Source organism: Lichenihabitans sp. PAMC28606 (genome assembly GCF_020616535.1).
In the GTDB taxonomy this organism is placed as follows: domain Bacteria; phylum Pseudomonadota; class Alphaproteobacteria; order Rhizobiales; family Beijerinckiaceae; genus Lichenihabitans; species Lichenihabitans psoromatis.
Window position 1 is genome coordinate 3,820,650 of record NZ_CP085136.1, and the last position, 25,108, is coordinate 3,845,757.

Below are 25,108 nucleotides of genomic sequence, written 5' to 3' on the forward strand. Positions count from 1 at the left end.
TTCTGTTCTGCCAAATCCAGCGGGTCTGCCCTTATTTCGACGCGAAATCGTCGGGGATTGGCCCGAGTCCCGATTTCGGATGTCACTCATGGACCCTTCACCCGCATGCCCGCTCATTCTCACCGCTTTGTTCGATGCAGAAAGCGCGCGAGAATTTCAAAGGTTGCGCGATCGTCACTTTCCCGCGCGCCTCAACATCGTGCCGGCGCATCTCACGTTATTTCATGCTTTGCCGGGGCAAGCAGCCGAGGCGATCGCAACGGACTTGCGCGACCTGTGCCGGGACGTCCCGTCATTCGCCTTTCACGTCTCCGGGCTGCGCTTTCTCGGGCGCGGCGTGGCGCTGGCGATCGATGCGCCGGCACTCGTCGCGGTGCGGGCGCGCCTCGCGGCGGGTTGGCGGCCGTCGCTATCGGCACAGGATCGTCAAGGTTTCGCCCCGCATGTCACCGTGCAGAACAAGGTCGACGGCAAAGTCGCCCGAGCGCTTCGCGATGCCCTCATGGCAGACTTTCCGCAGATCGACGGTTTGCTGCTGGGATTGCGGTTGTGGCGCTATCTAGACGGACCGTGGGAGCCGGTCGCGACGTTTTCGTTTAAAGCAGACGTCGCCAAAGCTCCCTAGAAGCTCTCGACCCACGGTCTAAGATCGACGTCGAACGATCAAGCCTTGCGGTGTTGCTGCAGCAGGTCGCCGAAGCGTCGAACAGCGTAGGATCCGCCGCCACGCGCGCGGCGATGCGGGACAGCGGACGCTCGACGCGACGTCGGTCGTCGCCAACCTCTCCGCAGATCACGCGACAGCGGGTCTGATCGACAGGCCGGCCATCACGACAAGGTCACCGCAACGGCAAGCAAAACACCAAAGACGCTCAGCGGCAACAGATGCGAGAAATCGCGGTGTCGGAAAACCGTCAGGACGGCGGCCACGATGATGACGGCCCCAAGCACCAGCCCGACGTCGCGACTGCCGGGCCGTGCGATCAGCACGGCAACAATCATCTCCAATCCACCCGTCAGCCAGTTCCACCCGCGCGGATAACCCCACCGCGCAAAATCGCTTTGCGTCCCCGGCGTGCCGATCGCGTTGAAGATGCCGGCGCCAAAGAAAGCGGCAACCAGATGCCAGAGTGAAACAGCATGGACCGTCATGGTGCACCGATCATCAAGAACATGGCAGTCACGATCATGACGAGCGCCGTGACGCCGTGAATGCCGAAGGCGCTTCGGGTGGATCCTCGGGCAACGAGAATGAGCAGCATGTCGCCGACCGGAATCAGAGCTTCGACAAGGAGGATCATCCCGACATCGCGCGGAGTGCCCCAAGCCATGAACGCCAGGACGACCAAGCCCGAGACGATGTCACGGACACCCTTGAGGCGAAGCCACCATGGGATGGCGATGCCGCTTTCAGGCAGCGGCAGTCCGAAGCTGCGTGTCGCAAGGGCTGGGGCCGCGACGTATCGCGTGCCGATCGCAATGATCGCGACAGCGACCAGCAGCGCCACTCCGAGTGGAAGCCAATGCATCATGATCTCCTCATCAGCCGTAAACTAGCGTTGCTAGGTTATCTAAATAGCATTGCTAGTTTGTCAAGCAGATGTATGATCTACCTGTCTGTCCTTGGAGCGTCGAGGAGCTGCGGTTTGGGTATCGCCGAACGGAAAGGCAGGGAGCGGGCTGAGCGGCAGACCCGCATCGTCGCGGCTGCACGTCTGATCGCGGAGCGCGAGGGATGGGGTGCCGTCACGATCCGCCGCCTCGCCACCGAGATCGAATATAGTCAGCCGGTGCTTTACTCACATTTTGAAAACCGGGATGCGATCGTTGCTGCGGTCGCGGTCGAGGGCTTTCATGACATCACAGGCGTTCTCCGACAGGCCGCGAGCGACGCCGTCGATCAACGCCAAGCCCTCGGATTCGTCGCCCTGGCTTACGTGGACTTCGCGCTCAGCCGTCCCGCACTCTACGCGGCAATGTTCGTTCTTCCGACGGATCTGCGATTTGCCGCCGCCGAGACCAGACCGGAACTCCGGTCCGCCTTTGCGGCACTCGCGGCCGTCGTGACGCCGTTTTGTAGCGACGTCGCTGTCGTGACCGAGACGTTTTGGGCCGCGCTCCACGGGCTGGCCGAACTCGAACGGTCGGGCCGAATCAGACCCGAGAAGCGCCACGAGCGGATCGAACGCGTCACCACGGCCATCGTCGGCGACGACATCGGCTCATCCGCTGAGCGCTGAGGCCGGTCCGAACCGTCTCGGCTCAAATGGCTTGACCACCCGATACCTCAATTCGCTGGGCGTTGATCCAGCGGTTGTCTTCGGAGAGCAGCGAGGCGATCATCGGGCCGAAGTCGTCCGGCAGACCGGGGCGGCCCAGGGCCGTCACCTCACCGATGTGTCGATTGATCTCCGGGTTATCGCGCACCGCGCCGCCGCTGAAGTCGGTCTGGATCGCGCCGGGCGCGACAGTGTTGACCGCGATGCGCCGCGGCCCAAGCTCCTTGGCCATATACCGCGTCATGACCTCGACAGCCCCTTTCATGGCGCTATAGGCAATGCGGCCCGGGTAGATGATCCGTGTTAGGCCCGACGAGACGTTCACGATGCGGCCGCCGTCTGCAATGAGTGGCAGAAGCATCTGGGTGAGAAAGAACACGCCTTTGACGTGGACGCGATAGGCCGCGTCGAAATCGGCTTCCGTTACTTGGCCCAAGGCGCCAGCATGAGAGGTGCCGGCGTTGTTGACGAGAAAGTCGAAGCGGTCGGCACCCCATTCAGCCAAGACTCTGCGGACTGCTGTCGCAAAGGCTGCGAACTCGCCCGTGTCGCCGGTGTCGAGCCGGAGCGCAATGGATCGCACACCGGTCGCTGCGACAGCCGCGACCACCTCGGCTGCAGCGTCGGCGTTGGTGTTGTACGTGAGGATCGACGACACGCCGCGCCGCGCGAGTGCCTCGACGGTGGAACGGCCGAGGCCGCGGCTGCCGCCGGTCACGAGAGCGATGTGGGATGAGGATGACATTCAAATCTCCGTTGCTGATGAACAAGATCTAGCGTTTTGCCGGGGCGCGATTAGACGATATTGTTCGACAGCATTGTTTTGCTAAACGGAACAAAAGCGATGGATCGGCTCACTGCGCTTGGTCTCTTCATCCGGATCGTCGACCGGGGAAGCTTTAGCGCCGCGGCGGCCGACTTGGGCATGTCTCGGCCGGTCGCGACGGCGGCCATCAAGGCGCTCGAGGCGCGCCTCGGCAGACGGTTGCTTCAACGGTCGACGCGTCATGTTCAAACAACTGTCGAGGGCGTGGCCTACTACCAGCGATGCGTCGCGCTCCTCGCCGATTTTGAGGATGCCGAGCGCGGCGCGAACGGGGCCGTGGCTGGCATGCTGCGGGTCGACCTCGTCGGGCATCTTGCTCGGACGATCGTGCTGCCAGCCTTGCCCGACTTCCTCGCGCTGCACCCGGCGCTGACCATCCACCTCAGCGAAACCGAGCGTTTTATCGATCTCGTGCGCGAGGGTGTCGATTGCGTCGTGCGGGCGGGCGCACTCATCGACAGTGACATGGTGGTCCGGCGCCTGGGCTCGATGGAGGAGATGACCGTTGCGAGCCCCGCCTATCTTGCTCGCCACGGAATACCCGCATCACCCGAGACGCTCGCGGGACACGAGATGGTCGGCTTCGTGTCCTCACGCACCGGCCAACCGCTGCCCTTGGAGTTCACGCGTGGGGCCGAGGTGATCGAGGTGGTTCTGCCCGCCCGCGTCTTGGTCAGCGGTGCCGACACCAGCGCGGCGGCGGCGCGGCTCGGCCTCGGGCTTGCTCAGGCGCCGCGCTATCGGTTCGCGGCAGACCTCGCCTCCGGCGCCTTGGTCGAGGTTCTAGCGGATTATCCGCCGACGCCCACCCCGGTGTCGGCACTCTACCCGAGTAACCGCCAGCTTAGCCCCCGCGTTCGCGTCTTTGTCGATTGGTTGGTGAAGACACTCGGGCCACACCTGACCGCATCGGCAAAACAGGGATGAACGACGGCGTCGATGGGTAGCCGACCGAGCCGCCGCTCTCGGTTCGACCAGATTATCAATCAACCCAAAGAGCACTTCCCGCCGTCGCGCCACGCGAGCCCGCCGCTTAGCTCCGCAGCCCCGGCGCTTCCTGTCCCGTCCGGGCCACATATTCGGTATAGCCGCCGCCATATTGGTGGATGCCGTCGGGCGTCAGTTCGAGGACGCGATTGGAGAGCGCGCCGAGGAAGTGGCGATCATGCGATACGAACAGCATGGTGCCTTCATAGTGCGAAAGTGCGGTGATCAGCATTTCCTTGGTGCCGATGTCGAGATGGTTGGTGGGCTCGTCCAGCACCAAAAAGTTTGGCGGGTCGAACAGCATCTTGGCCATCACGAGCCGCGCCTTCTCACCGCCCGACAGAACCCGGCAGCGCTTTTCCACATCGTCGCCCGAAAAGCCAAAACAGCCGGCGAGCGCGCGCAGCGAACCTTGGCCGGCCTGCGGAAAGGCATATTCCAGCGCCTGAAACACCGTGTGCTCGCCATCCAGCAGATCCATGGCGTGCTGGGCGAAATAGCCCAACTTGACACTGCCGCCGAGCGCCACTGTTCCCGTGTCGGGCTTGGTCGAGCCGGTCACGAGCTTCAGCAGCGTCGATTTGCCGGCGCCATTGATACCCATCACGCACCAGCGCTCCTTGCGGCTCACGACGAAATCCAGCCCTTCGTAGATGGTCCGGCTGCCATAAGCCTTGTTGACCTGCTTGAGGCTGACGACGTCATCGCCCGACCGCGGCGCGGGCGGAAAGTCGAATGCCACCGATTGACGGCGCTTCGGTGGTTCCACACGCTCGATCTTATCGAGCTTCTTGACGCGGCTCTGCACCTGCGCCGCATGCGAGGCGCGCGCCTTGAAGCGCTCGATAAACTTGATCTCCTTGGACAGCATCGCCTGCTGCCGCTCGAACTGCGCCTGCTGCTGCTTTTCGTTGAGGGCGCGCTGCTGTTCGTAAAAGCCGTAATCGCCCGAATAGCTCGTCAGTGTGCCGCCATCGATTTCGACGACGCGGGTGACGATGCGATTCATGAATTCGCGATCATGCGAGGTCATGAGCAGGGCGCCGTCATAAGCCTTGAGGAAGGCTTCGAGCCAGATCAGGCTTTCGAGATCGAGATGGTTGCTCGGCTCGTCGAGTAGCATCGCATCGGGGCGCATCAGGAGGATGCGGGCCAGAGCCACACGCATCTTCCAGCCGCCCGACAGGCCGCCGACATCGCCGTCCATCATCTCCTGGGTGAAGCTGAGGCCTGCCAGCACTTCCCGGGCGCGACCCTCGAGCGCGTAACCGTCGAGTTCCTCGAAGCGTCCTTGCACCTCGCCGTAACGCTCGATGATCGCATCCATGTCGTCGGCGAGGTCCGGGTCCGCCATTTGGGTCTCGAGCTCTTTCAGCTCGGCCGCCACGGCGCTGACCGGGCCGGTGCCGTCCATCACCTCAGCAACGGCGCTGCGGCCCTCCATCTCGCCGACGTCCTGGCTAAAATAGCCGATCGTGATGCCGCGATCGGTGCCGACGTTACCTTCGTCGGGCTTCTCCTGGCCGGTGATCAGGCGGAACAGCGTCGTCTTCCCAGCGCCATTGGGGCCGACGAGCCCGACCTTCTCGCCTTTCTGAAGCGCGGCGGACGCTTCGATAAAGACAATCTGGTTGCCGTTCTGTTTGACGATTTTTTCGAGACGAATCATGTGCAGGAACCTGGGAGATGTGCGGCGCCCTTACGACATGCGCGGCGGGAGCGAAAGGGCGCGGACTTAATTTCCCGAGCGTCAGCCCAGGCTCGCACCCAAACTGACGCCAAAGCGCGACGAGGGCCTTGCCCGTCCGGCAAGATCGTCCCACGATCGGATGACACCCGTTTGGCGGGATCGAGAAACGAAAGGGAGGCCCATGAAGGCGGTCGTGATTCACGCGGCAGGCGATCTTCGCGTCGACGACATCAAGGCGGACAAAGAGCAAACGCTCGGCCCGTCCGATGTCAGGGTCCGCATCGGGGCAGGGGGCATCTGCGGTTCCGATCTGCATTACTTTCGGCATGGCGGCTTCGGGATGGTTCGGCTCAAGGAGCCGATGATCCTCGGCCACGAGATCGCCGGGACCGTTCTGGCGATCGGCCGCGACGTGGTCGCTGTCTCACCGGGCCAGAAGGTCGCGGTCAACCCGAGCCTTGCCTGCGGACAATGTCGTTTCTGTCGGCTTGGGCTGCACAATCACTGTCTGGAGATGCGGTTCTACGGCAGCGCGATGCGATTTCCGCATGTGCAAGGCGGGTTCCGGGAGGTTCTGACCTGCACGGACGAACAGGTCGTGCCGGTGCCGGACCATGTGTCGCTGACCGAAGCGGCTTTCGCCGAACCGCTCGCCGTCTGCCTCCACGCCGTGAACCAAGCCGGATCTCTGCTCGGCAAGCGCGTGCTCGTGACCGGCTCGGGGCCGATCGGCGTCTTGACCGCGATGGCGGCCCGCCGTGCCGGAGCGGCCGAGATTGTCGTGACCGACGTGGTGGATGCTCCGCTGGCGATCGCCCGCGCTGTCGGCGCGGACCGGACCATCAACGTGCAAGCAGAGCCCCAGTCGCTCGACGCATTCACGCCCGAGAAAGGCCAATTCGACGTGATGTTCGAGGCGGCCGGAAGCGCCAGCACTTTGCTGGCCGGGCTACAGATCGTGCGGCCGCGCGGTCGCCTCGTTCTGGTTGGGCAGGGTGCCGAGGCCACTCTGCCGATGTCGCTGATCGTCACCAAGGAACTCGAGCTGCGCGGCAGTTTCCGCTTCGACGACGAGTTTCGCACCGCCGTGGGCTTCATCGCCGATCGCTTGATCGATGTGCGGCCGCTGCTGACCGACGTGATCCCGGTCGACGAGGCGCAGCGCGCGTTTGAGCAAGCCGCGGACAAAAGCCGCAGCATGAAAATTCAACTCGCTTTCTAAGATCCTATCGCGCTCGGAGTTTCGATGATGTTTGACCTGAACGGCCGCGTGGCCTTGATCACCGGATCGAGCCGCGGCATCGGCTTCGCGCTGGCCGAGGGACTCGGCAAGGCCGGCGCCCGACTCGTGATCAATGGTCGGAGCGAGGCTGCGGTCCACGCGGCCTGCGGGCGGTTGGTCGAGGCGGGCTTGGTCGCCACCCCGTCGGTCTTCGACGTGACCGATCCACAAGGTGTTGCGGAGGCGGTCGCCGGGATCGAGGCCGACGTCGGCCCCATCGACATTCTGATCAACAATGCCGGCATTCAGCACCGGGCTCCGCTGCAGGATTTTCCGGTGGAGGCGTTCCGGAATGTTCTCGAGACCAACCTGTTCAGCGCCTTCTACGTCGGACAGGCGGTCGCCCGTTGCATGATCCCGCGCCGCCGCGGTTCCATCGTCAACATCTGCTCGGTCCAGAGCGAATTGGGGCGGGCGTCGATTGCGCCTTACACCGCCTCGAAAGGCGGCCTGAAAATGCTGACGAAGGGTATGGCGGTCGACTGGGGGCCGCACGGCATACGCGTGAACGGCCTCGGGCCCGGCTACTTCAAGACGGAGTTGAACGACGCCCTGGTCAAGAACGAGGAGTTCACGGCCTGGTTGACCAAGCGGACGCCGCTCGGGCGTTGGGGGAATGTCGACGAACTCATCGGCGCGGCCTTGTTCCTGGCCTCCGATGCGTCGAGCTTCGTGACCGGCCACGTTCTTTACGTCGATGGCGGCATCACCAGCAGTCTTTGACCGAACATTTCGGTTCAGGCATCGGGCCGGCGGGCCGGTCCTCTTTCGGAAGAGACGCGGCAGGCGGTGAGCCTGCCGCGCTGCTGATCAGGCGGCCGTCGGCAGCGTCTTCATGTCGATGACGAAGCGATATTTGACGTCGCTCTTCACCATTCGGGCGAAGGCGTCTTCGATCGCATCCATGCGGATCATCTCGATGTCGGCCGTGATGCCATGCTGGCCGCAGAAATCGAGCATTTCCTGCGTCTCGGCGATGCCGCCGATCAGCGAGCCGGCGAAGTTGCGCCGCTTGAAGATCAGGCTGAACACGTTGGTGGCCAGCGGCTTGTCGGGGGCACCCACCTGGCACAGGGTCGCGTCGCGCTTGAGCAGGTTGAGATAGGCATTGATGTCGTGCGGTGCTGCGACCGCATCGAGGATGAAGTCGAACGAATTGGCGTGAGCCGCCATCTCGTCGGGGTTCTTGGACAGAACGACCTCATCGGCTCCAAGCGCCTTCGCGTCCGCGACCTTGTCGGGCGAGGTCGTGAACAGCACCGTATGGGCGCCCATCGCATGGGCCAGCTTCACCGCCATATGCCCGAGCCCGCCGAGACCGACGATGCCAACCTTCTGACCGGGCCCGACCTTCCAGTGCTTCAACGGCGAGTAGGTCGTGATGCCGGCGCACAGCAGAGGCGCGACGGCCGCGAGATCGAGGTTGTCCGGGATCCGCAGGGTGAAGGCTTCGTCCACGACGACGGCCGCCGAATAGCCGCCGAATGTAATGCCGCCGGACACCTTGTCCTCGCTGTTATACGTGAAGGTCTGGCCCTTCTCGCAATAGTTCTCGAGACCTTCGGCGCAGGACGGGCAGTCACGACAGGAATCGACGAGGCAGCCGACACCGGCAAGATCGCCGACCTTGAACTTGGTGACGGCGTTTCCGACCTTGCTGATCTTACCGACGATTTCGTGCCCGGGAACGCACGGATACATCGTGTTTTGCCACTCGTTCCGCGCTTGATGCAGGTCGGAATGGCAGACGCCGCAATAGAGAATATCGATCTGAACGTCTGTTGGGCCGCAATCGCGACGCTCGAAGCTGACAGGCTTGAGGGGCGCTTCGGGTGATGTGGATGAATATCCGACACAAGTGAACATGGGTGCTCCTTTTGGTGCATGGCGCCGGTCGCGACACATCGGCGTTTGATGCTCCGACGACGGCACGCCGTCGATGTCAGGCGCTCGCCTGCCGCGGCACGACACGCAACGAACGCCCGGCGGTTTCCGACTTTGCCGCGACGCCGAGCTGGGCCGCTGCCAAACCTCCGCAGCGACGTGACTTCTAAGCCCTATACGACTGGTCTAATCAAGCCTATATTTTTAACATGAGCCGTTCAACCGCACCTGATCATTCCGGTGTCCGCCAGGACATCCTCGACACCGGTCAACGTCTGATGGCCGGCAAGGGCTTTTCGGCCGTCGGCTTGAACGAGATCCTCACGACGGCGGGCGTTCCGAAGGGATCATTCTACCATTATTTCGGCTCGAAAGACGCGTTTGGGGTGGCGCTTCTCGAGAGCTATTTCGACGATTACCTGATCGATCTCGATCGCACGCTCGGCGAGCCCGGCCTGACGGCGGCAGAGCGTTTGATGAACTACTGGACGCATTGGCAGCAGACCCAGTCGGTGTTTGATTGTCAGGGGAAGTGCCTTGCCGTCAAACTCGGCGCCGAGGTCGCCGATTTGTCGGATCCGATGCGTTTGGCGCTGCAGCGCGGAACGACCGAGATCATGCGACGGCTGGGCGAGGGAATCGCGGCCGGCGTGGCGGACGGATCGGTTGCGATCGACACAGATCCCTTCGAGGTCGCCCAAAGCCTCTACCAATTGTGGCTGGGCGCCAGCGTGATGGTCAAGATCGTGAGGACGACGCAGCCGTTCCTCTCCGCCATGACGACCACTTGCGCGCTGCTGCACCTACCCACGGTGAAACAAGACGACGTGAAACCACTCGTTTGACGGTCGCGAGGCATCGAATCAGGATGTCATCCATCTCGAACGGCCTTCTGATCACGGGGCAGAACCCCGCATCCTCTGGCGCCGCCGCTTCTGCCCTTTTGAAGCAGCTTGCCGCCTCCGCGACATAATCCGGCTTTAAGGCGCGTCGATCGCCATCGAAGCGATCGCGGTCAACGCGGACGCAGCTTCAAGGGAAGGCGCGCCATTCCGGTTTGCGGAGCTTGTCGGCCTCGTCCAGGGCGCGGCGGACCCCGGCGCTGTCATGATCGGCGCCGTAAACAGGCGTTCCTGGCTGCTGCCGCCAGGACGCATCGAGCCCGCCCGCGTCGACGGGATCAAACCCCAGGGCATCGACAAGAGCCATGACGGTGGCCTTCGCGGCCTGATCGTCACCCGCGACCGGGAGGGCGATGCGCCCCGGCGTTCCCGCAGGCTGACCCAAATCCATGAGGTGCTGGGCTTGAATGTTGTTGAAGGCCTTGACGACGGGACGCCCGAGTTGCTGCTCGACCCAGAGGCTTTCCGGCAAACCGCCTTCGATCGGCGCAATAAGGCCATCGCGCTGGCGCGGATAGTAATTGCCCGTGTCGATCACGACCAAGCCCTCCGCCGCATCGGCGAACAAGCCGGCTGGCAGATCGGGGATGTCTTTTTCCGGGATCGTGACGACGACGAGATCCACGTCGCGAACGGCCTCGACGGCCCAGACCGCGACGGCGCCGGTCTCCTCAGTCAGAGCTCGCAGCGTTTCTGGACCGCGCGAGTTTGCGACCAGGACATGATGCCCGAGGCTCGTCAGGCGGCGTGTCAATGTGCCGCCGATCTGGCCTGCACCAATAATGCCGATTTTCATGAGCGAACCTGCTGTGTGAGGGAGACGAGCCAGCGGGACGATCAATGGTTGCGCTTGTCCGCGGGCGCGGTTCCTCATTGAGGGTCGCTCAGCGTTACGCCGCTTCGAGGTGCAGCACCACCCCACACGGGCCGGACGAGCAAGCCCGACCGGCCCGGTCACCTCGGTCGAAGCGACATCAATAGACGTCCGCCTGATAGCGGCCCGCCTTCTTCAACTGCGCCACGAAGGCCACGGCATCGTCGCGGCTCTTGCCACCGTGCTGGGCGGCGATGTCGACCATGGCGCCTTCGACATCCTTGGCCATGCGCTTGGCGTCGCCGCAGACATAAAAATGCGCGCCTTGCTCGAGCCATTGCCAAAGCGCGGGTCCGACCTCGCGCATCCGGTCCTGCACATAGAATTTTTGATCCGCGTCGCGCGACCAGGCGAGGGACAGTCTGGTGAGATGGCCGGAGGCCTGCATGGCCTCGAGTTCATCCCGGTAGAAGAAGTCTGTCGCCTGGCGCTGGTGGCCGAAAAACAGCCAGTTGGGCCCCGGCGCCGCGATGGCTTTGCGCTCATGCAAAAAGGCGCGGAACGGTGCGACGCCGGTTCCGGGTCCCACCATGATGACGGGGGTGTTCGGATCCGGCGGCAGCGCGAACCCATGGGCCTTCTGAATGTAGACCTTGAGCTTATCGCCCGGCACCGCGCGTTCGCCAAGATAGGTCGAGGCCACCCCGAGCCGCTTTCGCTTACCGACGATGTAGCGCACCGTATCGACCGTCAAGGTCAGCAACCCGGCTTCCGTTTTCGGCGAGGACGAAATCGAATAGAGGCGCGGTTGCAGGGGGTCGAGCGCGTCGACGAAAGCTTCAGGATGCGGCCGCGCCTTGGGGAACTTGTGCAGGGCCGCCAGCACATCAGTGGTGGCCGCATCCCCATGCGGATCCTCGCCGCGCGCCAAAGCGCGGGCCGTCTCCCGATCCGTGCCGCCGAGAATGTAGGAGAATAACTCGAACAGCGAGTCCGGTGCCGCGCCGAGCGCGACCTCATCGATCAAGACGTCGCGCAAGCTGCGGCCACGGATCTCGGTCCGTGGCGAGGCCCCCAGCAGCGCGATGATCTGATCGACATGACCCTCGTGGTTCTTGGGGAAGATCCCGAAACTATCGCCAGCCTCATAGTCGAGATGCTCGCCGAGCTTGAACGCGATGTGCAGCGTCTCTTTCTCGGAGCCGTCGCTGTTGAGCCTGCGACGCGACAGAAATGTCGCCTCGCCCGGAGCCTCCCGGCACAGACCGATCGCCAGGATCGGCTTCGAGCCCGCTTCCGCGGCCGGAATTTCTAGCGTCACAGCGGCGTTGGACGATGGTGCCGCGTCGAGCTCGACCACAAGGCCCTTCACCAGCCGTGCCGTTTCCTTGCCGCCCGGCGCGCAGAGGTTCAGGCGCGTCTCGCTTTTGAGGAAGATCGAATTGGCGTAGTCGGCGCAGTTGTAACCGCATTGGCCACAATCCTGCTGCGCCATGGCGGCCATCAGGCGCGGCGCGAGCGGGCGCCCTTCGGCCATCGTCATGCGCTCCGGCGCTGCCAGCGCCGGATCGTGCCAGGGTGCCTCATCGTTGGTGGCGAGAACGGGGCCGGATGGTGCTCCTTGGGTTGGGACGCCAAGGGCGATCAACGCCGCCTGGGACAGCGCTTCGGGCGACGCGATCGGGCCGAGTGCCGCAGCGAAAAACCCCGAGAGCCAGACGCGCTGTTCCTCCGAAAAGGGCGCGCTTTCGGGCACGAGGTCCAGGCGCTGGACAGGGCTTTGTATCGTCATGCCATCATCTCCGCTGCCACCAAGGCTCGCAGCTGGTCGGGGTCGTGGCGCCGCGCGAAAGCCGCAAATCCCTCCGCCGGGTCGGATCGATGATCGAGATACGCCCGCAAAAGACCTTCGACGCGAACCGGCACATCGTCGGCCGTGACGTCGGAATAGAGCAGTCGGGCGATGCCGGCGTCGGTGCCGTATCCACCCCCGACATGCAGATGATAGCCCTCGACCTGGTCGCCGTCGTCATTGATCGTCACCTTGGCTCCGATCAGGCCGATGTCGCCAATGTAATGCTGCGCGCAGGAGTTGTGGCAGCCTGTCAGGTGGATGTTGATGGGCTGGTCGAGCGCGACCCGCGGTTCGCAATGGTCCGCGATCGCCAGCGCATGCCGCTTGGTGTCGGAGGCCGCGAACTTGCAGCCCTGGTTGCCGGTGCAGGCGATGAGGCCGGCGCGGATCGGCGTCGTCTCCCAGCCGAGCCCACTTGCCTCGATGCGGGTCTTTGCTTCGGCCAAGGCGCCATCCGGCACGCCGGAGATCAGCAGATTCTGCCACACCGTGAGCCGGATATCGCCGTCGCCGCACGAGCGGGAGATGTCGGCCAAAACCCGCATCTGCGCGCAGGTCATCTTGCCGGTCGGCAACACGATGCCGATCCAGTTCAGTCCAGCCTGCTTCTGCGGGTGCACGCCGACATGCGCCATCCGGTCATAGGCCGGACGCGGCGCGATCGAGGCGGCGTCGATGCGGGTGAGCGTCTTGCCGAGCAGGGCCTCGACCGCGACGAGGAATTTGGCGAAGCCCCACGCATCGAGCACATATTTCAAGCGGGCTTTATTGCGGTTCGTCCGGTCGCCGTGGTCGATGAAGACGCGCACGATCGCGTCGGCCACGAGGGTTGCGTCCTCTGGTTTGACGATGACACCTGTGTCGCGTGCAAAATCCTGATGGCCCGTGATGCCCCCGAGCGCCAGGCGATACCAGACGCCGGGCGCGATCGAGACGCCGTCCTGCCCCATCGATCCGTCCGGCACCGCCACCGCCTGGAAGCCGATGTCGTTGGTGTCTTCGAGTGTCGCAATCGCGCCGCCGCCATCGAAGGCCACGTTGAATTTGCGCGGCAGCCCGTACATCTCGCGGCTGTTGAGAATGTGGTGATGCCAATCCCGCGCATGGGGACGCGTGTCGATGAGCTCATGCGGATCGATGCCGGCCGTGGCGGTGCCGGTGACATTGCGGATGTTGTCGGCGCCCGACCCGCGCGAGACGATGCCGATGTCGGTCAGTGCCTCGAGCAACGGCGGCCCGTTCTCCGGCGTGATCTCACGGATCTGGAGATTGGCGCGGGTCGTTACGTGGGTATAGCCGCCGCCGCCTCGCTCCGCGATGTCGGCGATGCCTGCAAATTGCCAATGGGTGAGAATGCCGTTGGGAAGACGCAACCGGCACATGTAGCTCTCTTGTGCGGGCGCCACGTAGAAAAGGCCGTGATAGCGCCAGCGAAAGTTGTCCTCCGGTTTGGGCTTGGTACCGGCAAGCGCCTCGATCTTGAGCCGCATGTAGGACTCAAACGGATTTTCGGCGCGCTTCCACTTCTCTTGGTCGGCGAGTTTCTTACCCTCCGCCAGCGTTCGGTTCTGCGCCTTGGCATGCGCGGCATCGGGACCGGTCGGCTCGGCAGGCTGGCTGTTCGGCGCCGGAATGACCCGCACGGCGGCCGCTCCCGAGGCGAACCCCTCGAGCCATCGTCGCTGTTCGGGAGAGAAGACGTCGCCCATTGAGGCTCTCCTGTGCGGCCGATCAGGGTCGCGCGTTTGTCGGATTGGTGTCGCTGACGATGTGGATTGCGGAAGACATGACGCCGGCTTCCCAAACCTCTCCGCTGCGGCAGCGGATTGTTTGAACGCAAGGCAGCGCTTTCGGTCGGGAACCCGTTCGTCCGGGTCGAGCGCTTCGGCCTTCATTGGCCCATGCGCGAGAAAGAAATGCGGCGTCGCATCGGTATCTGCACCGCAATGCTAAGAGTTATGATGTTTAAATCGAGAAGTGCCAAGCCTAAGTTTCCGGCACGTGCTGGACGTTAGTTGTGCAAGTCGCGGCAATATTGCCCAAAACATGCGTCGGATACATGGTTGCCCGTCGGCACCGCTCTTCCGCATTGCACAATGAGCGGCTTTGCCCGACACTGAGAGCATGATCGAAGGCGATTATCGCATCCTGGTGATCGACGACGACGCGACCCGCGCCGCCATGATCGAGTCGGGCCTTCGAGAGGCCGGCCACACCTCGGTCACGGTCATCACCGAAATGCGTCAGTTGCTCCGCCGGATCGTCGAGGTCGATCCGGAGGTGATCATGATCGATCTCGGCAATCCGAACCGGGATGTGCTCGATGAGATGTTTCAGGTCTCGCGGACCGTCAGGCGGCCGGTCGCGATGTTCGTCGACCAATCCGACCGCGCCTCGATCGAGGCCGCCATCGATGCCGGAGTGTCGGCCTATGTGGTCAACGGCCTGAAGCGGGATCGGGTCAAGTCGGTGCTGGATACGGCGATCAGCCGGTTCAACGCGCTTAATCGCCTGCGCGATGAACTCGATCGGACCAAGCAGGCGCTGCAGGATCGCAAGGTGATCGACAAAGCCAAGGGCATCTTGATGAAAAACCGCAGCTTGTCTGAAGAGGACGCCTATGCGCTGCTCCGAACCACGGCCATGAAGGAAAGCCGCCGGGTCGCAGAGGTCGCCCAAGGATTGATCACCGCCATGAAGTTGCTGGAATGATTGAAATGGCTCATGAGCCCGCACGACCGTCGCGAGGGGAGCGTCTCGGCAACGACGCCGCAACGGGTGCCTTGACGCTCGGCTTCATCCCTCTCGTGGATTGCGCGCCGCTCGTCGTCGCGGCCGAAAAGGGGTTCGCACGCCGCGAGGGTCTGGATCTCACATTGATGCGGGAAGTGTCTTGGGCCAACATCCGTGATCGTGTCGCGCTTGGGCATTTCGATGCTGCCCATATGCCGGGGCCGATGCCGATCGCGTCGAGCCTGGGGTTGGGCCGCCCGGCCGTCGCCATGGTGGCTCCATTTTCGCTCGGGCTCGGCGGAAACGCCGTCACGCTCTCGCTCGATCTCTTTGCGGCGATGGCCGAGACGACGGCTGGCGATACGGACCAGTTTCGCCGCTTCGAGCCGATGGCGGTCGGACGCGCTCTCGCGATCGTGCTGCGCGACCGCCAGGCTGCGGGCCGTGAACCGCCGACGCTTGCGATCGTGCATCCGTTTTCCAGCCACAATTACGAACTTCGGTATTGGCTGGCATCGGCCGGTCTCGATCCCGATAACGAGGTTCGGCTGGCGGTGCTCCCTCCATCGATGATGGTGGATGGAATGATCGAACGGCAGATCGACGGCTTCTGCGCCGGCGAGCCGTGGAATTCGCTGGCTGTGGCGGCCGGCGCGGGCGTCATCGCGGTCACCAAATCGGCGTTGTGGCGTCAGGGGCCCGAGAAGGTGTTGGGGCTGCGGGCGGAGTTCGCCGACCGCTTCCCCGAGCAGACGGCCGCCATGGTTCGCGCGCTCTATGAAGCCGCGCGGTGGGCCGCCGACCCGGCAAACATCGGCGAGTTGGCGCTCCTGCTGTCCGACCCCGCTTATCTCGGCACCCCCGCGGCCATCATCGAAAGCGACCTGCGGGGGACGCTGACCCGTGTCCCCGGGACGGCAGCCGAACCGGTGGCGGACTTCCTCGTCTTTCACGAGCATGCCGCGAATTTCCCGTGGTTGAGCCATGCGCTTTGGTTTTACGCCCAGATGGTTCGATGGGGGCATGTCGACCATACGGCCGCGCATGCCGACACCGCGCGGCGGGTGTATCGACCGGATCTCTATCGCGCCGCGCTGGCGCCGATCGGGGCCGATCTGCCGCGCGCTAGTGCCAAGGTCGAGGGTGCGTTGCAGCGGCCGACCCCGGTCGCGTCGCGCCTGGGCCGGATGACGTTGGGGCCCGATGGCTTCTTCGACGGCCGTTTGTTCGATCCGGATCAACTTGACCAATACATTGCCTCTTTTCGATCTTAGGTCGACACTATGCAAATGAGTTGAGCAGTCTCGGCCTATATTTTGTACTTGCGGCTTGCATCTCTCAATCTATCCTAGTTTCAAGTGAGAGGAACGTTCGTCTCGCTTCGCCTTCAGGACCAGTGGCGGTCCGAGCGGCACCTCCATCATTCGGGCTCAGCCCCTGGGGTCATAGGGCCCCGTGTCAGGCAACGACGCCAGACCGCTCCATAAGCTGGCGGCGTCTCTTGGTGCGCCAGCTGTCGTTCATTCGTTCAGCGGGATCGTGACATGCTTTCGCAAAAAGCCACCAGCATCAATCTGTTCAGTTTTTCGACGCCGCAGATGCGGGCCTTCCATCTGAGTTGGCTCGCGTTTTTCGTGTGCTTCTTCGCGTGGTTCGCGGTCGCGCCGCTGATGCCCGTGATCAAAGGTGAGTTTCATCTCACGCCCGACCAGATCGCCAACATCAACATCGCGGCTGTCGGCATCACGATCCTGGTTCGCCTGATCGTGGGACCGCTCTGCGACCGGTTTGGTCCGCGCCGCACCTACACGGCATTGCTGGCGCTGGGCGCCATCCCGGTAATGGGGATCGCCTTTGCCCAGTCCTACATGGGTTTTTTGATCTTTCGGCTCGCGATCGGCGCGATCGGCGCAAGCTTCGTCATCACCCAATTCCATACGTCGGTGATGTTCGCGCCCAATGTTGTCGGGACCGCCAATGCGACGGTCGGCGGATGGGGGAATGCGGGCGGGGGCGTCACGCAATCGGTCATGCCGATCCTTCTCGCGGCCATCGTCAGCCTCGGCATCAGCCAAAGCCTTGGCTGGCGGCTCGCGATGATCGTTCCTGGCGTCATGATGCTGATCGTGGCCGTCCTCTACTGGACGCTGACTCAGGATACGCCGGAAGGCGACATCATGGATCTGCGCGCCCGGGGGATCGCGATCGAAACGGGCAAAAAGGGCGGCTGGGACGTGTTTCGGCAGGCCAGCGCCAATTTTCGCGTGTGGGTCCTGGCGCTCTGCTACGCGGCGAGCTTCGGCATCGAACTCTTCATCCACAATGTCGCGGCCAGCTACTATGTCGATAAGTTTGGGTTGACGCTGGCAAATGCGGGCTTCGCGGCCGGCAGCTTCGGCCTTCTGGCCTTGTTCGCGCGCGCACTGGGCGGCCTCACGTCGGATCGGATCGCGCGCGGCTGGGGTCTGCAGGGGCGTACGCTCCTCCTCGTGGGGTTTCTGGCCTGTGAGGGGTTGGGCCTGCTTGCATTCTCGACCATGACCTCGGTCGGTTGGGCGATCGCCGCCATGCTGGTGTTCGGGCTGTTCACGCATATGTCGTGCGGCGCCATTTACGCGTTGGTGCCGTTCGTCGATCGCAAGGCGTTGGGCGGGGTCACGGGGATTGTCGGCGCGGGCGGCAATGTCGGCGGCGTTGCGGCCGGCTTTCTTCTCAAGGGTGTTGGTGGACTGCCGCAAGCCTTGTTCATCATGGGCTGCTGCGTCATCGTCGCCGCGCTATGCGCCGTCACGATCCGCTTCTCGGTCAAGCATCGGGACACCGAGAAAGCCCTGTATGACGAGGCCGTGGCGCGCCGCCGCATGCTGCGGAACACCGGCATCGCCGTGGCTAGCCCAGCATGAGCCGCGAGCGCCTCGTCATCATCGGCAACGGCATGGCGGCCGGACGCGCCATGGAGGAGCTTTTCGCTAAAGCGCCCGGACGCTACGACGTGACGGTCTTCGGTTCCGAACCGCGCGTCAACTATAACCGGATCATGCTGTCGCCCGTCCTGTCGGGGGAGGCGGCTTATGACGACATCCTGATCCATGACGAGGCTTGGTACGATCGACACGGCGTGACGCTTCATCGCGGCAGCACGATCGTCGCGATCGATCGTGACCACAAAACCGTAACGACGCGCGACGGTCTCGTCGTGCCTTACGACAAACTGTTGATCGCGACGGGGTCCTCACCCTTCATCGTGCCGATTCCCGGCGCGACGCTGCCGGGCGTGCGCGTCTATCGCGACCTCGACGACGTCCTGGCCATGCAGGAAGCGGCGCGGCGCGGCGGCAAGGCCGTGGTGATCGGTGGGGGCCTTCTGGGCCTCGAGGCTGCGGCAGGCCTCGCCATGCGGGGCATGGAGGTCACGGTCGTTCATCTCATGCCGACCTTGATGGATCGACAGCTCGATCCCGAGGCGGGGCTCATGCTGCAACGGACCCTCGAGGCACGCGGCATCGCGGTGCGGTGCTACGCCAGCACCACTGCGATTCTCGGCACCGAGCGGGTCGAGGGCGTCCGCTTCGCCGACGGCAGCGAAATCCCGGCCGATCTGCTCGTCATGGCGGTCGGAATCCGTCCAAACGCGATGCTGGCCAAAGACGCTGGCCTTGATGTGAAACGCGGCGTGGTGGTCGACGACGGCTTGCAGACCAGCGATCCGTCGATCTTGGCGGTCGGCGAATGCGTGGAGCATCGCGGCCAATGCTACGGGCTCGTCGCGCCGCTTTACGAGATGGCAAGCGTCGTGGCGGCGCGGCTCATCGGCGACACTCATGCGGTCTATGGGGGATCGGTCACCGCGACGAAGCTGAAGGTCACGGGTATCAGCCTGTTCTCGGCTGGCGATTTTGCAACCGGCGAGGATCGCGACGAGATCGTGCTTCGCGATCCGGCCCGGCAGATCTACCGCCGTCTGGTGCTGCGCGACGGACGATTGCTCGGGGCTGTGCTCTACGGCGACACGGAGGACGGCGCCTGGTTCTTCGATCTTGTCCAAAGCCGCGCCGACGTGACGCTGTTGCGAGACGGGCTGATCTTCGGTCAAGGCTTCGCCGACCCGGGCGCGATCGCGTCGGTTCCGGCCGGTGAAGCCGCAGCCACGATGCCGGCCGCCGTGATCATGGCGGCGGCGACGTCTGAGGCCCTTGGGGCCGCCGCGCGTCGTGTGGCATGATGGACAGCCCAGCGTCCCTGGAGCGTCGGACCGATGTCGAGGTGGGTCGCGGATTATCGAACGCGAACGCCGTCGTCGATCCGTCTCGACGTGCCGAAGCTCGACCGTCCCCCAATGTCCGTACCGTCAAGACGACCTGCCCCTATTGCGGCGTCGGCTGCGGGGTGCTGGCCGATGTGGCCGGGACTGGCGCCGTCTCCGTCAGGGGCGATCCAGACCACCCGGCCAATGCAGGACGGCTCTGCTCCAAAGGCTCGGCCTTGGCCGAGACTCTGTCGCTCGACGACCGGCTTCTCCACCCAGAGGTGCAAGGCGAACGAGCCACGTGGGATGTGGCGCTCGACCACGTCGCACGCCGCTTCTCGCAGACCATTGCCGACCACGGCCCGGACGCGGTGGCGTTCTACGTGTCCGGGCAATTGTTGACCGAGGATTATTACGTCGCCAACAAGCTGATGAAAGGGTTCATCGGCTCCGGCAATATCGACACCAATTCCCGGCTTTGCATGGCGTCCTCGGTGGCGGGCCATAAGCGCGCTTTCGGGGCCGACACGGTGCCGGGAACCTATGCGGATCTGGAAGAGGCGGATCTCGTGGTCCTGGTCGGCTCCAATTTCGCGTGGTGCCACCCGGTCCTTTTTCAGCGGATGATGGCGGCGCGCGAGATGCGAGGCATGCGATTGGTCGTGATCGATCCGCGCCGCACGCCGACGGCCGAGCAGGCCGACCTGCACCTGCCGATCGAGGCCGATGGCGATGTCGCGCTCTTCAACGGTCTTCTGCGCCATCTCGCCGGGGCGGCGGCCGACAGCGATTACGTCGAGGCGCATACGACCGGCCTCGCGGAGGCGCTCGCTGCGACCACGGGTCTCGACGCGGCCGCCGTGGCGCGCGCCACCGGGCTTGCGTCGGCCGATATCGCGACCTTCTACGATCTGTTCGCCGCGACCGAGCGCGTCGTCACCGTCTTCTCGCAGGGCGTCAATCAGTCGGTCTGCGGCACCGACAAGGTCAATGCGATCATCAACTGCCACCTGATGACCGGCCGCATCGGCCGGCCCGGCATGGGACCGTTTTCGATTACCGGCCAGCCGAACGCCATGGGCGGCCGCGAAGTCGGCGGTCTCGCCAACCAGCTTGCGGCTCATCTCGACATCGACGATCCCGCCCATCGCGATCTCGTTCGCGGATTCTGGAACGCGCCGCGCATGGCGACGCGGGGCGGCCTCAAAGCCGTCGATCTGTTTCGTGCCGTCGGGGACGGGCGTGTCAAGGCGCTCTGGATCATCGCCACCAATCCGGTCGACTCGATGCCGGAGGCGGATGGCGTGCGCGACGCGCTCGCCTGTTGTCCTTTCGTGGTCTGTTCCGACGTCATCCGGGACACCGACACGACGCGTCTGGCGCATGTGCTGCTGCCTGCGGCGGCCTGGGGTGAAAAAGACGGAACGGTGACGAATTCCGAGCGGTGCATCACCCGGCAACGGCCGTTCATGGCCCCACCGGGTGACGCCAAGCCCGATTGGTGGATCGTCGATCAGGTGGCAAGCCGGATGGGCTTTCAGGCGGAGTTCGGTTTTGCCGATGCCGCCGAAATCTTCAAGGAGCATGCTTCGCTCTCGACCGTCGGCAACGCGGGGACGCGCGACTTCGATATCGGCGGCCTCGCCGACCTCGATCGCGACGATTACGAGCGGATGGCGCCCGTCTACTGGCCCATCCGAGCCGGCGAGACATTGGGGACACGCCGCTTCTTCGCAGACGGCCGATTCTTCACGCCGGACCGTCGCGCCCGCTTCGTCCCGACCCACGCTCCGAAGCCGCGTGCCGTCAATCCGGCCTATCCGCTGACGCTCAACACGGGGCGGATCCGCGACCAATGGCATACGATGACGCGCACGGGAAAATCACCGCGTCTCTCCGCTCATCTGCCGGAGCCGGCCGTTACGCTTCACCCCGACGATGCTCGCGAGGCCGGCATCCTGCATGGCGACCTCGCGCTCTGCGAGAGTGCGAGCGGACGCATGGTCGGAAGGGCCCAAATTTCCGACGACCAGAAGCGAGGTTCGGTTTTCGTGCCCATGCACTGGACCGATCAATTTGCCAGTGCCGCACGGGTGGATGCGCTGATATCCGGCCACACCGATCCGGTCTCGGGGCAGCCGGCCTCCAAGATGGCGCTGGCGCGGGTCAGACCTTTTCCGGCCCGCTGGTATGGTTTTGCGGTGACCCGGCAAAAACTGAATGGTGCTGGACAAGATTATTGGGTCTCGGCTCGCGTCGCCGAAGGGTGGCAGACGGAACTCGCCGGGCTGGAAGCCATCGCTGACTGGCCGACCGTCGCGGCGGTTCTGCTCGGAGCGACCGAGGCGGAAGCACGCCTGATCACCTATGACGACCCGCGAAGCGGCCACTATCGCATGGCCGTTCTTCGCGCGGGCCGCCTCGACGCGGTCCTGTTCGTCGCGCCTCGGCCCGTTGCCGTGGCTCGCGCCTTCGTGGCAAGCGCGCTGACGGATGCCGTGAGCGAAGCCGAAGCGTTCCGCCTCCTGGCCGGCCGTCCCGGCGCGGGCCGGATTGATCGCGGTGACACGATCTGCTCGTGTTTTCAGGTCGGGAGCAACCAGATCCGGACCGCCATCACGGTCGGGGGTTGCACCACGGTCGCGGAGGTTGGCGCCGCCCTGAAGGCGGGGACCAATTGCGGATCCTGCCGGCCCGAAATCCAGCGCATTTTAACCGGTGCTCTTTCACGCGCTTGACGATGGTGTTGCAGGAGGGATCGCTCACGGTTCATGGGGGTGAGCCGCCGCATCGATGAGCTGAATGCGGCGATGGTTGCGCCGAGCCTCGGACGTTGTATGCCGGCCTGACTCGCTATCGCGCCGAGGGACGACAGCATGACAGACGCCTTCATCGTCGATTACATCCGGACGCCGATCGGCCGTTTCGGTGGGACGCTCGCCTCAGTGCGGCCGGACGATCTGGCCGCGACCGTCATCGCGGCGCTGATGGCCCGTCATCCGGCGCTCGATCTCGAGGCGATCGACGAGGTCATGCTCGGTTGTGCCAACCAGGCTGGTGAGGACAACCGCAACGTCGCCCGTATGGCGGCTCTGCTGGCAGGCTTGCCGGTGTCGGTTCCCGGCACAACCGTCAATCGCCTCTGCGGCTCCGGGATGGACGCCATCGCGATCGCGGCGCGGCAGATCAAGAGCGGCGAGGCCGATCTGATCGTCGCCGGCGGCGTCGAGAGCATGTCGCGGGCGCCGTTCGTCATGCCGAAAGCCGAAACCGCTTTCTCGCGACAGGCCGAGATCCACGATACGACGATCGGATGGCGTTTCGTCAATGCGCGCATGCGGGACCTGTATGGCGTCGATTCGATGCCGGAGACTGGCGAGAACGTCGCCGCCGACTTCGACATCTCGCGCCAGGACCAAGACGCCTTCGCGCTTCGCAGCCAGCAACGCGCAGTGGCGGCCCAAGCGAGCGGCCGGCTCGGGCAGGAGATCACACCTGTGGCGGTTCTGCGGCGCAAGGGCGACCCGATCAGCGTGGACAAAGACGAGCATCCCCGCGCCGGAACCACCATCGAGGCGCTGGCCAAGCTGTCGACGCCGTTTCGCGTAGGCGGCACGGTGACGGCCGGCAATGCGTCCGGCGTCAACGATGGTGCCGCGGCGTTTTTGATCGCATCCGGGGCCGCGGTCGAGCGGTTCGGGCTTTGCCCCATTGACCGTATTCTCGGCGCCGCGACGGCCGGTGTGCCGCCACGCATCATGGGGATCGGTCCCGTGCCGGCGACGCGAAAGCTCATGGCCCGGCTTGGTCTTTCGATCGGCGCGTTCGACACGATCGAGCTCAACGAGGCCTTTGCCAGCCAAGCGCTCGCCGTGCTGCGCGAGCTGGGGTTGGCCGACGACGCGCCGCACGTTAACCCGAATGGCGGCGGCATCGCGATCGGGCACCCGCTCGGTGCCTCGGGGGCGCGCATCACCGGAACCGCGGCTCTTCAGCTTCGCGCCATGGGCGGTCGGCGGGCCTTGGCCACCATGTGTATCGGCGTCGGGCAGGGCATCGCCATCGCGCTTGAGGCCGTCTGACACGTGGCCGATCATAACGGCCGATCAATTCGGATTTCACATGCGCATCGATGGTGCCGGGCGCTGTACCCGGTGCGCCGATCGTCTAAGTTGGGCGCGAAACGAGAGGGCCAGGGATGTCGCGGAACAAAGTCTACCCGGATGCGCGATCGGCGCTCGAGGGAGTCGTGTTTGACGGAATGACGATCATGTCGGGCGGCTTTGGCCTCTCGGGTAATCCGGAGCATTTGATCCCGGCCCTGAAGGACACGGGCGTCAAGCACCTGACCGTCATCTCGAACAATTGCGGAGCCGACGGCTTTGGTCTTTGGGTGTTGCTGAACGCTGGCCAGATCGACAAGATGATCTCGTCCTACGTCGGCGAGAACAAGCTATTCGCCGACCTCTATCTGTCGGGCAAGCTGGAGCTCGAGCTGAACCCGCAGGGCACGCTGGCCGAGCGCATCCGCGCCGGCGGCGCGGGGATCCCGGCCTTCTACACCAAAACCGGGGTCGGGACCGTGGTGGCCGAGGGTAAGCCGACCGAGGTGTTCGATGGTGAGACCTACGTCCGCGAGACCTGGCTGAAGGCCGATGTCGCGATCGTCAAAGCCTGGAAAGGCGATCGCGAGGGCAACCTCGTCTATCGCAAGACGGCGCGGAACTTCAATCCCAACATGGCGACGGCCGCCAAGGTGACAATCGCCGAAGTGGAGGAGATCGTCGAACCCGGCACGCTCGATCCGGACGGCATCCACACGCCCGGCATCTACGTGGACCGCATCATCCAGGGTCCTGGTTACGAGAAGAAGATCGAGCAGCGCACGGTGCGGGTCCGCCCCGCGGCGATGGCTTCCGGGGAGAACAACTGATGGCCTGGACACGCGAACAGATGGCCGCACGGGCCGCGCAGGAATTGCAGGACGGTTATTACGTCAATCTCGGCATCGGCATTCCGACATTGGTGGCCAATTACGTTCCCGACGGTCTGACCGTGACGCTGCAGAGCGAAAACGGCATGCTTGGCATTGGGCCGTTCCCCTATGACGACGAAGTCGATGCCGACCTCATCAACGCTGGCAAACAGACCGTGACGGCCTTGCCGACCTCGAGTTTCTTTTCGTCGGCCGATAGTTTCGCGATGATCCGCGGTGGCCATATCGATCTTGCGATCCTCGGCGCCATGCAGGTGGGCGAGAGGGGCGATCTCGCCAATTGGACGATCCCGGGCAAGATGATCAAGGGCATGGGCGGCGCCATGGATCTTGTGGCGGGCGTCAAACGCGTCGTCGTGGTGATGGAACATACAGACAAAGCGGGCGGGCCGAAGTTTCTGCACGCCTGCTCGCTGCCCTTGACCGGCGCAGGCGTCGTGGATGTCGTCATCACCGATCTTGCGGTGTTTGCGATCGACAAGCGGCAGGGTGGTGCCACGCTGATCGAATGTGCCCCCGGTGTCACACCAGACGAGATCAGGGCTAAGACCGAAGCCGACTATGTCGATGGGGTGACCAAGGTGGCCTGATCAGCCGCAGATCCCGCGCGTTCC

21 protein-coding genes and 1 pseudogene are annotated in these 25,108 nt (G+C 64.2%); 14 read left to right on the forward strand and 8 right to left on the reverse strand.

What is annotated here, in order from left to right; all coding sequences use genetic code 11:
- Positions 1–88 precede the first annotated feature (88 nt).
- Positions 89–625: a 2'-5' RNA ligase family protein gene (locus LGH83_RS17955; protein WP_227399803.1), complete on the forward strand. Its 537-nt coding sequence runs from the start codon at positions 89–91 to the stop codon at positions 623–625.
- Positions 626–828: 203 nt separating this feature from the next.
- Here the strand turns inward: LGH83_RS17955 and LGH83_RS17960 are convergent, their stop codons facing one another.
- Entirely contained in the window at positions 829–1,152 is a 324-nt protein-coding gene (locus LGH83_RS17960; protein WP_227399804.1) for a DoxX family protein, read from the reverse strand.
- Positions 1,149–1,529, reverse strand: coding sequence for a DUF4267 domain-containing protein (locus tag LGH83_RS17965; RefSeq protein ID WP_227401912.1), 381 nt, complete (start codon positions 1,527–1,529; stop codon positions 1,149–1,151). The genes LGH83_RS17960 and LGH83_RS17965 overlap by 4 nt, the downstream gene beginning before the upstream one ends.
- A gap of 117 nt (positions 1,530–1,646) precedes the next feature.
- On the opposite strand from LGH83_RS17965, the gene LGH83_RS17970 reads away from it, so the two are divergent.
- Positions 1,647–2,240, forward strand: coding sequence for a TetR/AcrR family transcriptional regulator (locus LGH83_RS17970; RefSeq protein WP_227399805.1), 594 nt, complete (start codon positions 1,647–1,649; stop codon positions 2,238–2,240).
- Positions 2,241–2,262: 22 nt separating this feature from the next.
- Here the strand turns inward: LGH83_RS17970 and LGH83_RS17975 are convergent, their stop codons facing one another.
- On the reverse strand, positions 2,263–3,024 hold the full coding sequence (locus LGH83_RS17975; RefSeq protein ID WP_227399806.1) for an SDR family NAD(P)-dependent oxidoreductase: 762 nt from the start codon (positions 3,022–3,024) through the stop codon (positions 2,263–2,265).
- A 99-nt stretch (positions 3,025–3,123) separates the two neighbouring features.
- Here LGH83_RS17975 and LGH83_RS17980 point away from each other — a divergent pair, with 99 nt between their 5' ends.
- Positions 3,124–4,032, forward strand: coding sequence for a LysR family transcriptional regulator (locus LGH83_RS17980; RefSeq protein ID WP_227399807.1), 909 nt, complete (start codon positions 3,124–3,126; stop codon positions 4,030–4,032).
- 106 nt (positions 4,033–4,138) lie between these two features.
- Here the strand turns inward: LGH83_RS17980 and LGH83_RS17985 are convergent, their stop codons facing one another.
- Positions 4,139–5,761, reverse strand: a complete 1,623-nt coding sequence (locus LGH83_RS17985) for an ABC-F family ATP-binding cassette domain-containing protein (protein ID WP_227399808.1) — start codon at positions 5,759–5,761, stop codon at positions 4,139–4,141.
- Positions 5,762–5,963: 202 nt separating this feature from the next.
- Here LGH83_RS17985 and LGH83_RS17990 point away from each other — a divergent pair, with 202 nt between their 5' ends.
- Complete coding sequence (locus LGH83_RS17990) at positions 5,964–7,004, forward strand: L-idonate 5-dehydrogenase (RefSeq protein WP_227399809.1); 1,041 nt, start codon at positions 5,964–5,966, stop codon at positions 7,002–7,004.
- Positions 7,005–7,028: 24 nt separating this feature from the next.
- Complete coding sequence (locus tag LGH83_RS17995) at positions 7,029–7,787, forward strand: SDR family oxidoreductase (RefSeq protein ID WP_227399810.1); 759 nt, start codon at positions 7,029–7,031, stop codon at positions 7,785–7,787.
- 87 nt (positions 7,788–7,874) lie between these two features.
- On the opposite strand, the gene LGH83_RS18000 is transcribed toward LGH83_RS17995, so the two are convergent.
- Positions 7,875–8,930 carry an NAD(P)-dependent alcohol dehydrogenase gene (locus LGH83_RS18000; RefSeq protein WP_227399811.1) on the reverse strand — a complete coding sequence of 352 codons (1,056 nt, stop codon included), beginning with the start codon at positions 8,928–8,930 and terminating at the stop codon, positions 7,875–7,877.
- A 227-nt stretch (positions 8,931–9,157) separates the two neighbouring features.
- Here LGH83_RS18000 and LGH83_RS18005 point away from each other — a divergent pair, with 227 nt between their 5' ends.
- Positions 9,158–9,793, forward strand: a complete 636-nt coding sequence (locus LGH83_RS18005; protein ID WP_227399812.1) for a TetR/AcrR family transcriptional regulator — start codon at positions 9,158–9,160, stop codon at positions 9,791–9,793.
- Positions 9,794–9,980: 187 nt separating this feature from the next.
- On the opposite strand, the gene LGH83_RS18010 is transcribed toward LGH83_RS18005, so the two are convergent.
- The 3 genes from LGH83_RS18010 to LGH83_RS18020 all read right to left on the reverse strand — a co-directional run bounded on the left by LGH83_RS18010 (position 9,981) and on the right by LGH83_RS18020 (position 14,228).
- Positions 9,981–10,646 carry an NADPH-dependent F420 reductase gene (locus tag LGH83_RS18010; RefSeq protein WP_264479059.1) on the reverse strand — a complete coding sequence of 222 codons (666 nt, stop codon included), beginning with the start codon at positions 10,644–10,646 and terminating at the stop codon, positions 9,981–9,983.
- 178 nt (positions 10,647–10,824) lie between these two features.
- On the reverse strand, positions 10,825–12,456 hold the full coding sequence (locus LGH83_RS18015; RefSeq protein WP_227399814.1) for a sulfite reductase subunit alpha: 1,632 nt from the start codon (positions 12,454–12,456) through the stop codon (positions 10,825–10,827).
- Positions 12,453–14,228 (reverse strand): NirA family protein, encoded by a 1,776-nt coding sequence (locus LGH83_RS18020; protein WP_227399815.1) that lies wholly within the window; start codon positions 14,226–14,228, stop codon positions 12,453–12,455. The genes LGH83_RS18015 and LGH83_RS18020 overlap by 4 nt, the downstream gene beginning before the upstream one ends.
- A gap of 415 nt (positions 14,229–14,643) precedes the next feature.
- Here LGH83_RS18020 and LGH83_RS18025 point away from each other — a divergent pair, with 415 nt between their 5' ends.
- The 8 genes and pseudogenes from LGH83_RS18025 to LGH83_RS18060 all read left to right on the forward strand — a co-directional run bounded on the left by LGH83_RS18025 (position 14,644) and on the right by LGH83_RS18060 (position 25,084).
- Positions 14,644–15,231: an ANTAR domain-containing response regulator gene (locus LGH83_RS18025; protein WP_131119598.1), complete on the forward strand. Its 588-nt coding sequence runs from the start codon at positions 14,644–14,646 to the stop codon at positions 15,229–15,231.
- 5 nt (positions 15,232–15,236) lie between these two features.
- Entirely contained in the window at positions 15,237–16,526 is a 1,290-nt protein-coding gene (locus tag LGH83_RS18030; RefSeq protein WP_227399816.1) for a CmpA/NrtA family ABC transporter substrate-binding protein, read from the forward strand.
- Positions 16,527–16,796: 270 nt separating this feature from the next.
- A complete protein-coding gene (locus tag LGH83_RS18035; RefSeq protein ID WP_227399817.1) occupies positions 16,797–18,155 on the forward strand; it encodes an MFS transporter in 1,359 nt (452 codons plus the stop codon).
- Positions 18,152–19,381 (forward strand): annotated as a pseudogene (locus tag LGH83_RS18040) (NAD(P)/FAD-dependent oxidoreductase); the annotation flags it as partial. The gene LGH83_RS18035 and the pseudogene LGH83_RS18040, both read left to right, overlap by 4 nt.
- Before the next feature lie 89 nt (positions 19,382–19,470).
- The gene (locus LGH83_RS18045) at positions 19,471–22,236 is read left to right on the forward strand and encodes a nitrate reductase (protein ID WP_227399818.1); all 2,766 of its coding nucleotides are present in this window, start codon (positions 19,471–19,473) and stop codon (positions 22,234–22,236) included.
- Positions 22,237–22,374: 138 nt separating this feature from the next.
- On the forward strand, positions 22,375–23,580 hold the full coding sequence (gene pcaF, locus LGH83_RS18050) for a 3-oxoadipyl-CoA thiolase (RefSeq protein ID WP_227399819.1): 1,206 nt from the start codon (positions 22,375–22,377) through the stop codon (positions 23,578–23,580).
- 116 nt (positions 23,581–23,696) lie between these two features.
- A complete protein-coding gene (locus LGH83_RS18055; RefSeq protein ID WP_227399820.1) occupies positions 23,697–24,431 on the forward strand; it encodes a CoA transferase subunit A in 735 nt (244 codons plus the stop codon).
- Positions 24,431–25,084, forward strand: coding sequence for a 3-oxoacid CoA-transferase subunit B (locus tag LGH83_RS18060; protein ID WP_131114923.1), 654 nt, complete (start codon positions 24,431–24,433; stop codon positions 25,082–25,084). The genes LGH83_RS18055 and LGH83_RS18060 overlap by 1 nt, the downstream gene beginning before the upstream one ends.
- Positions 25,085–25,108 lie beyond the last annotated feature (24 nt).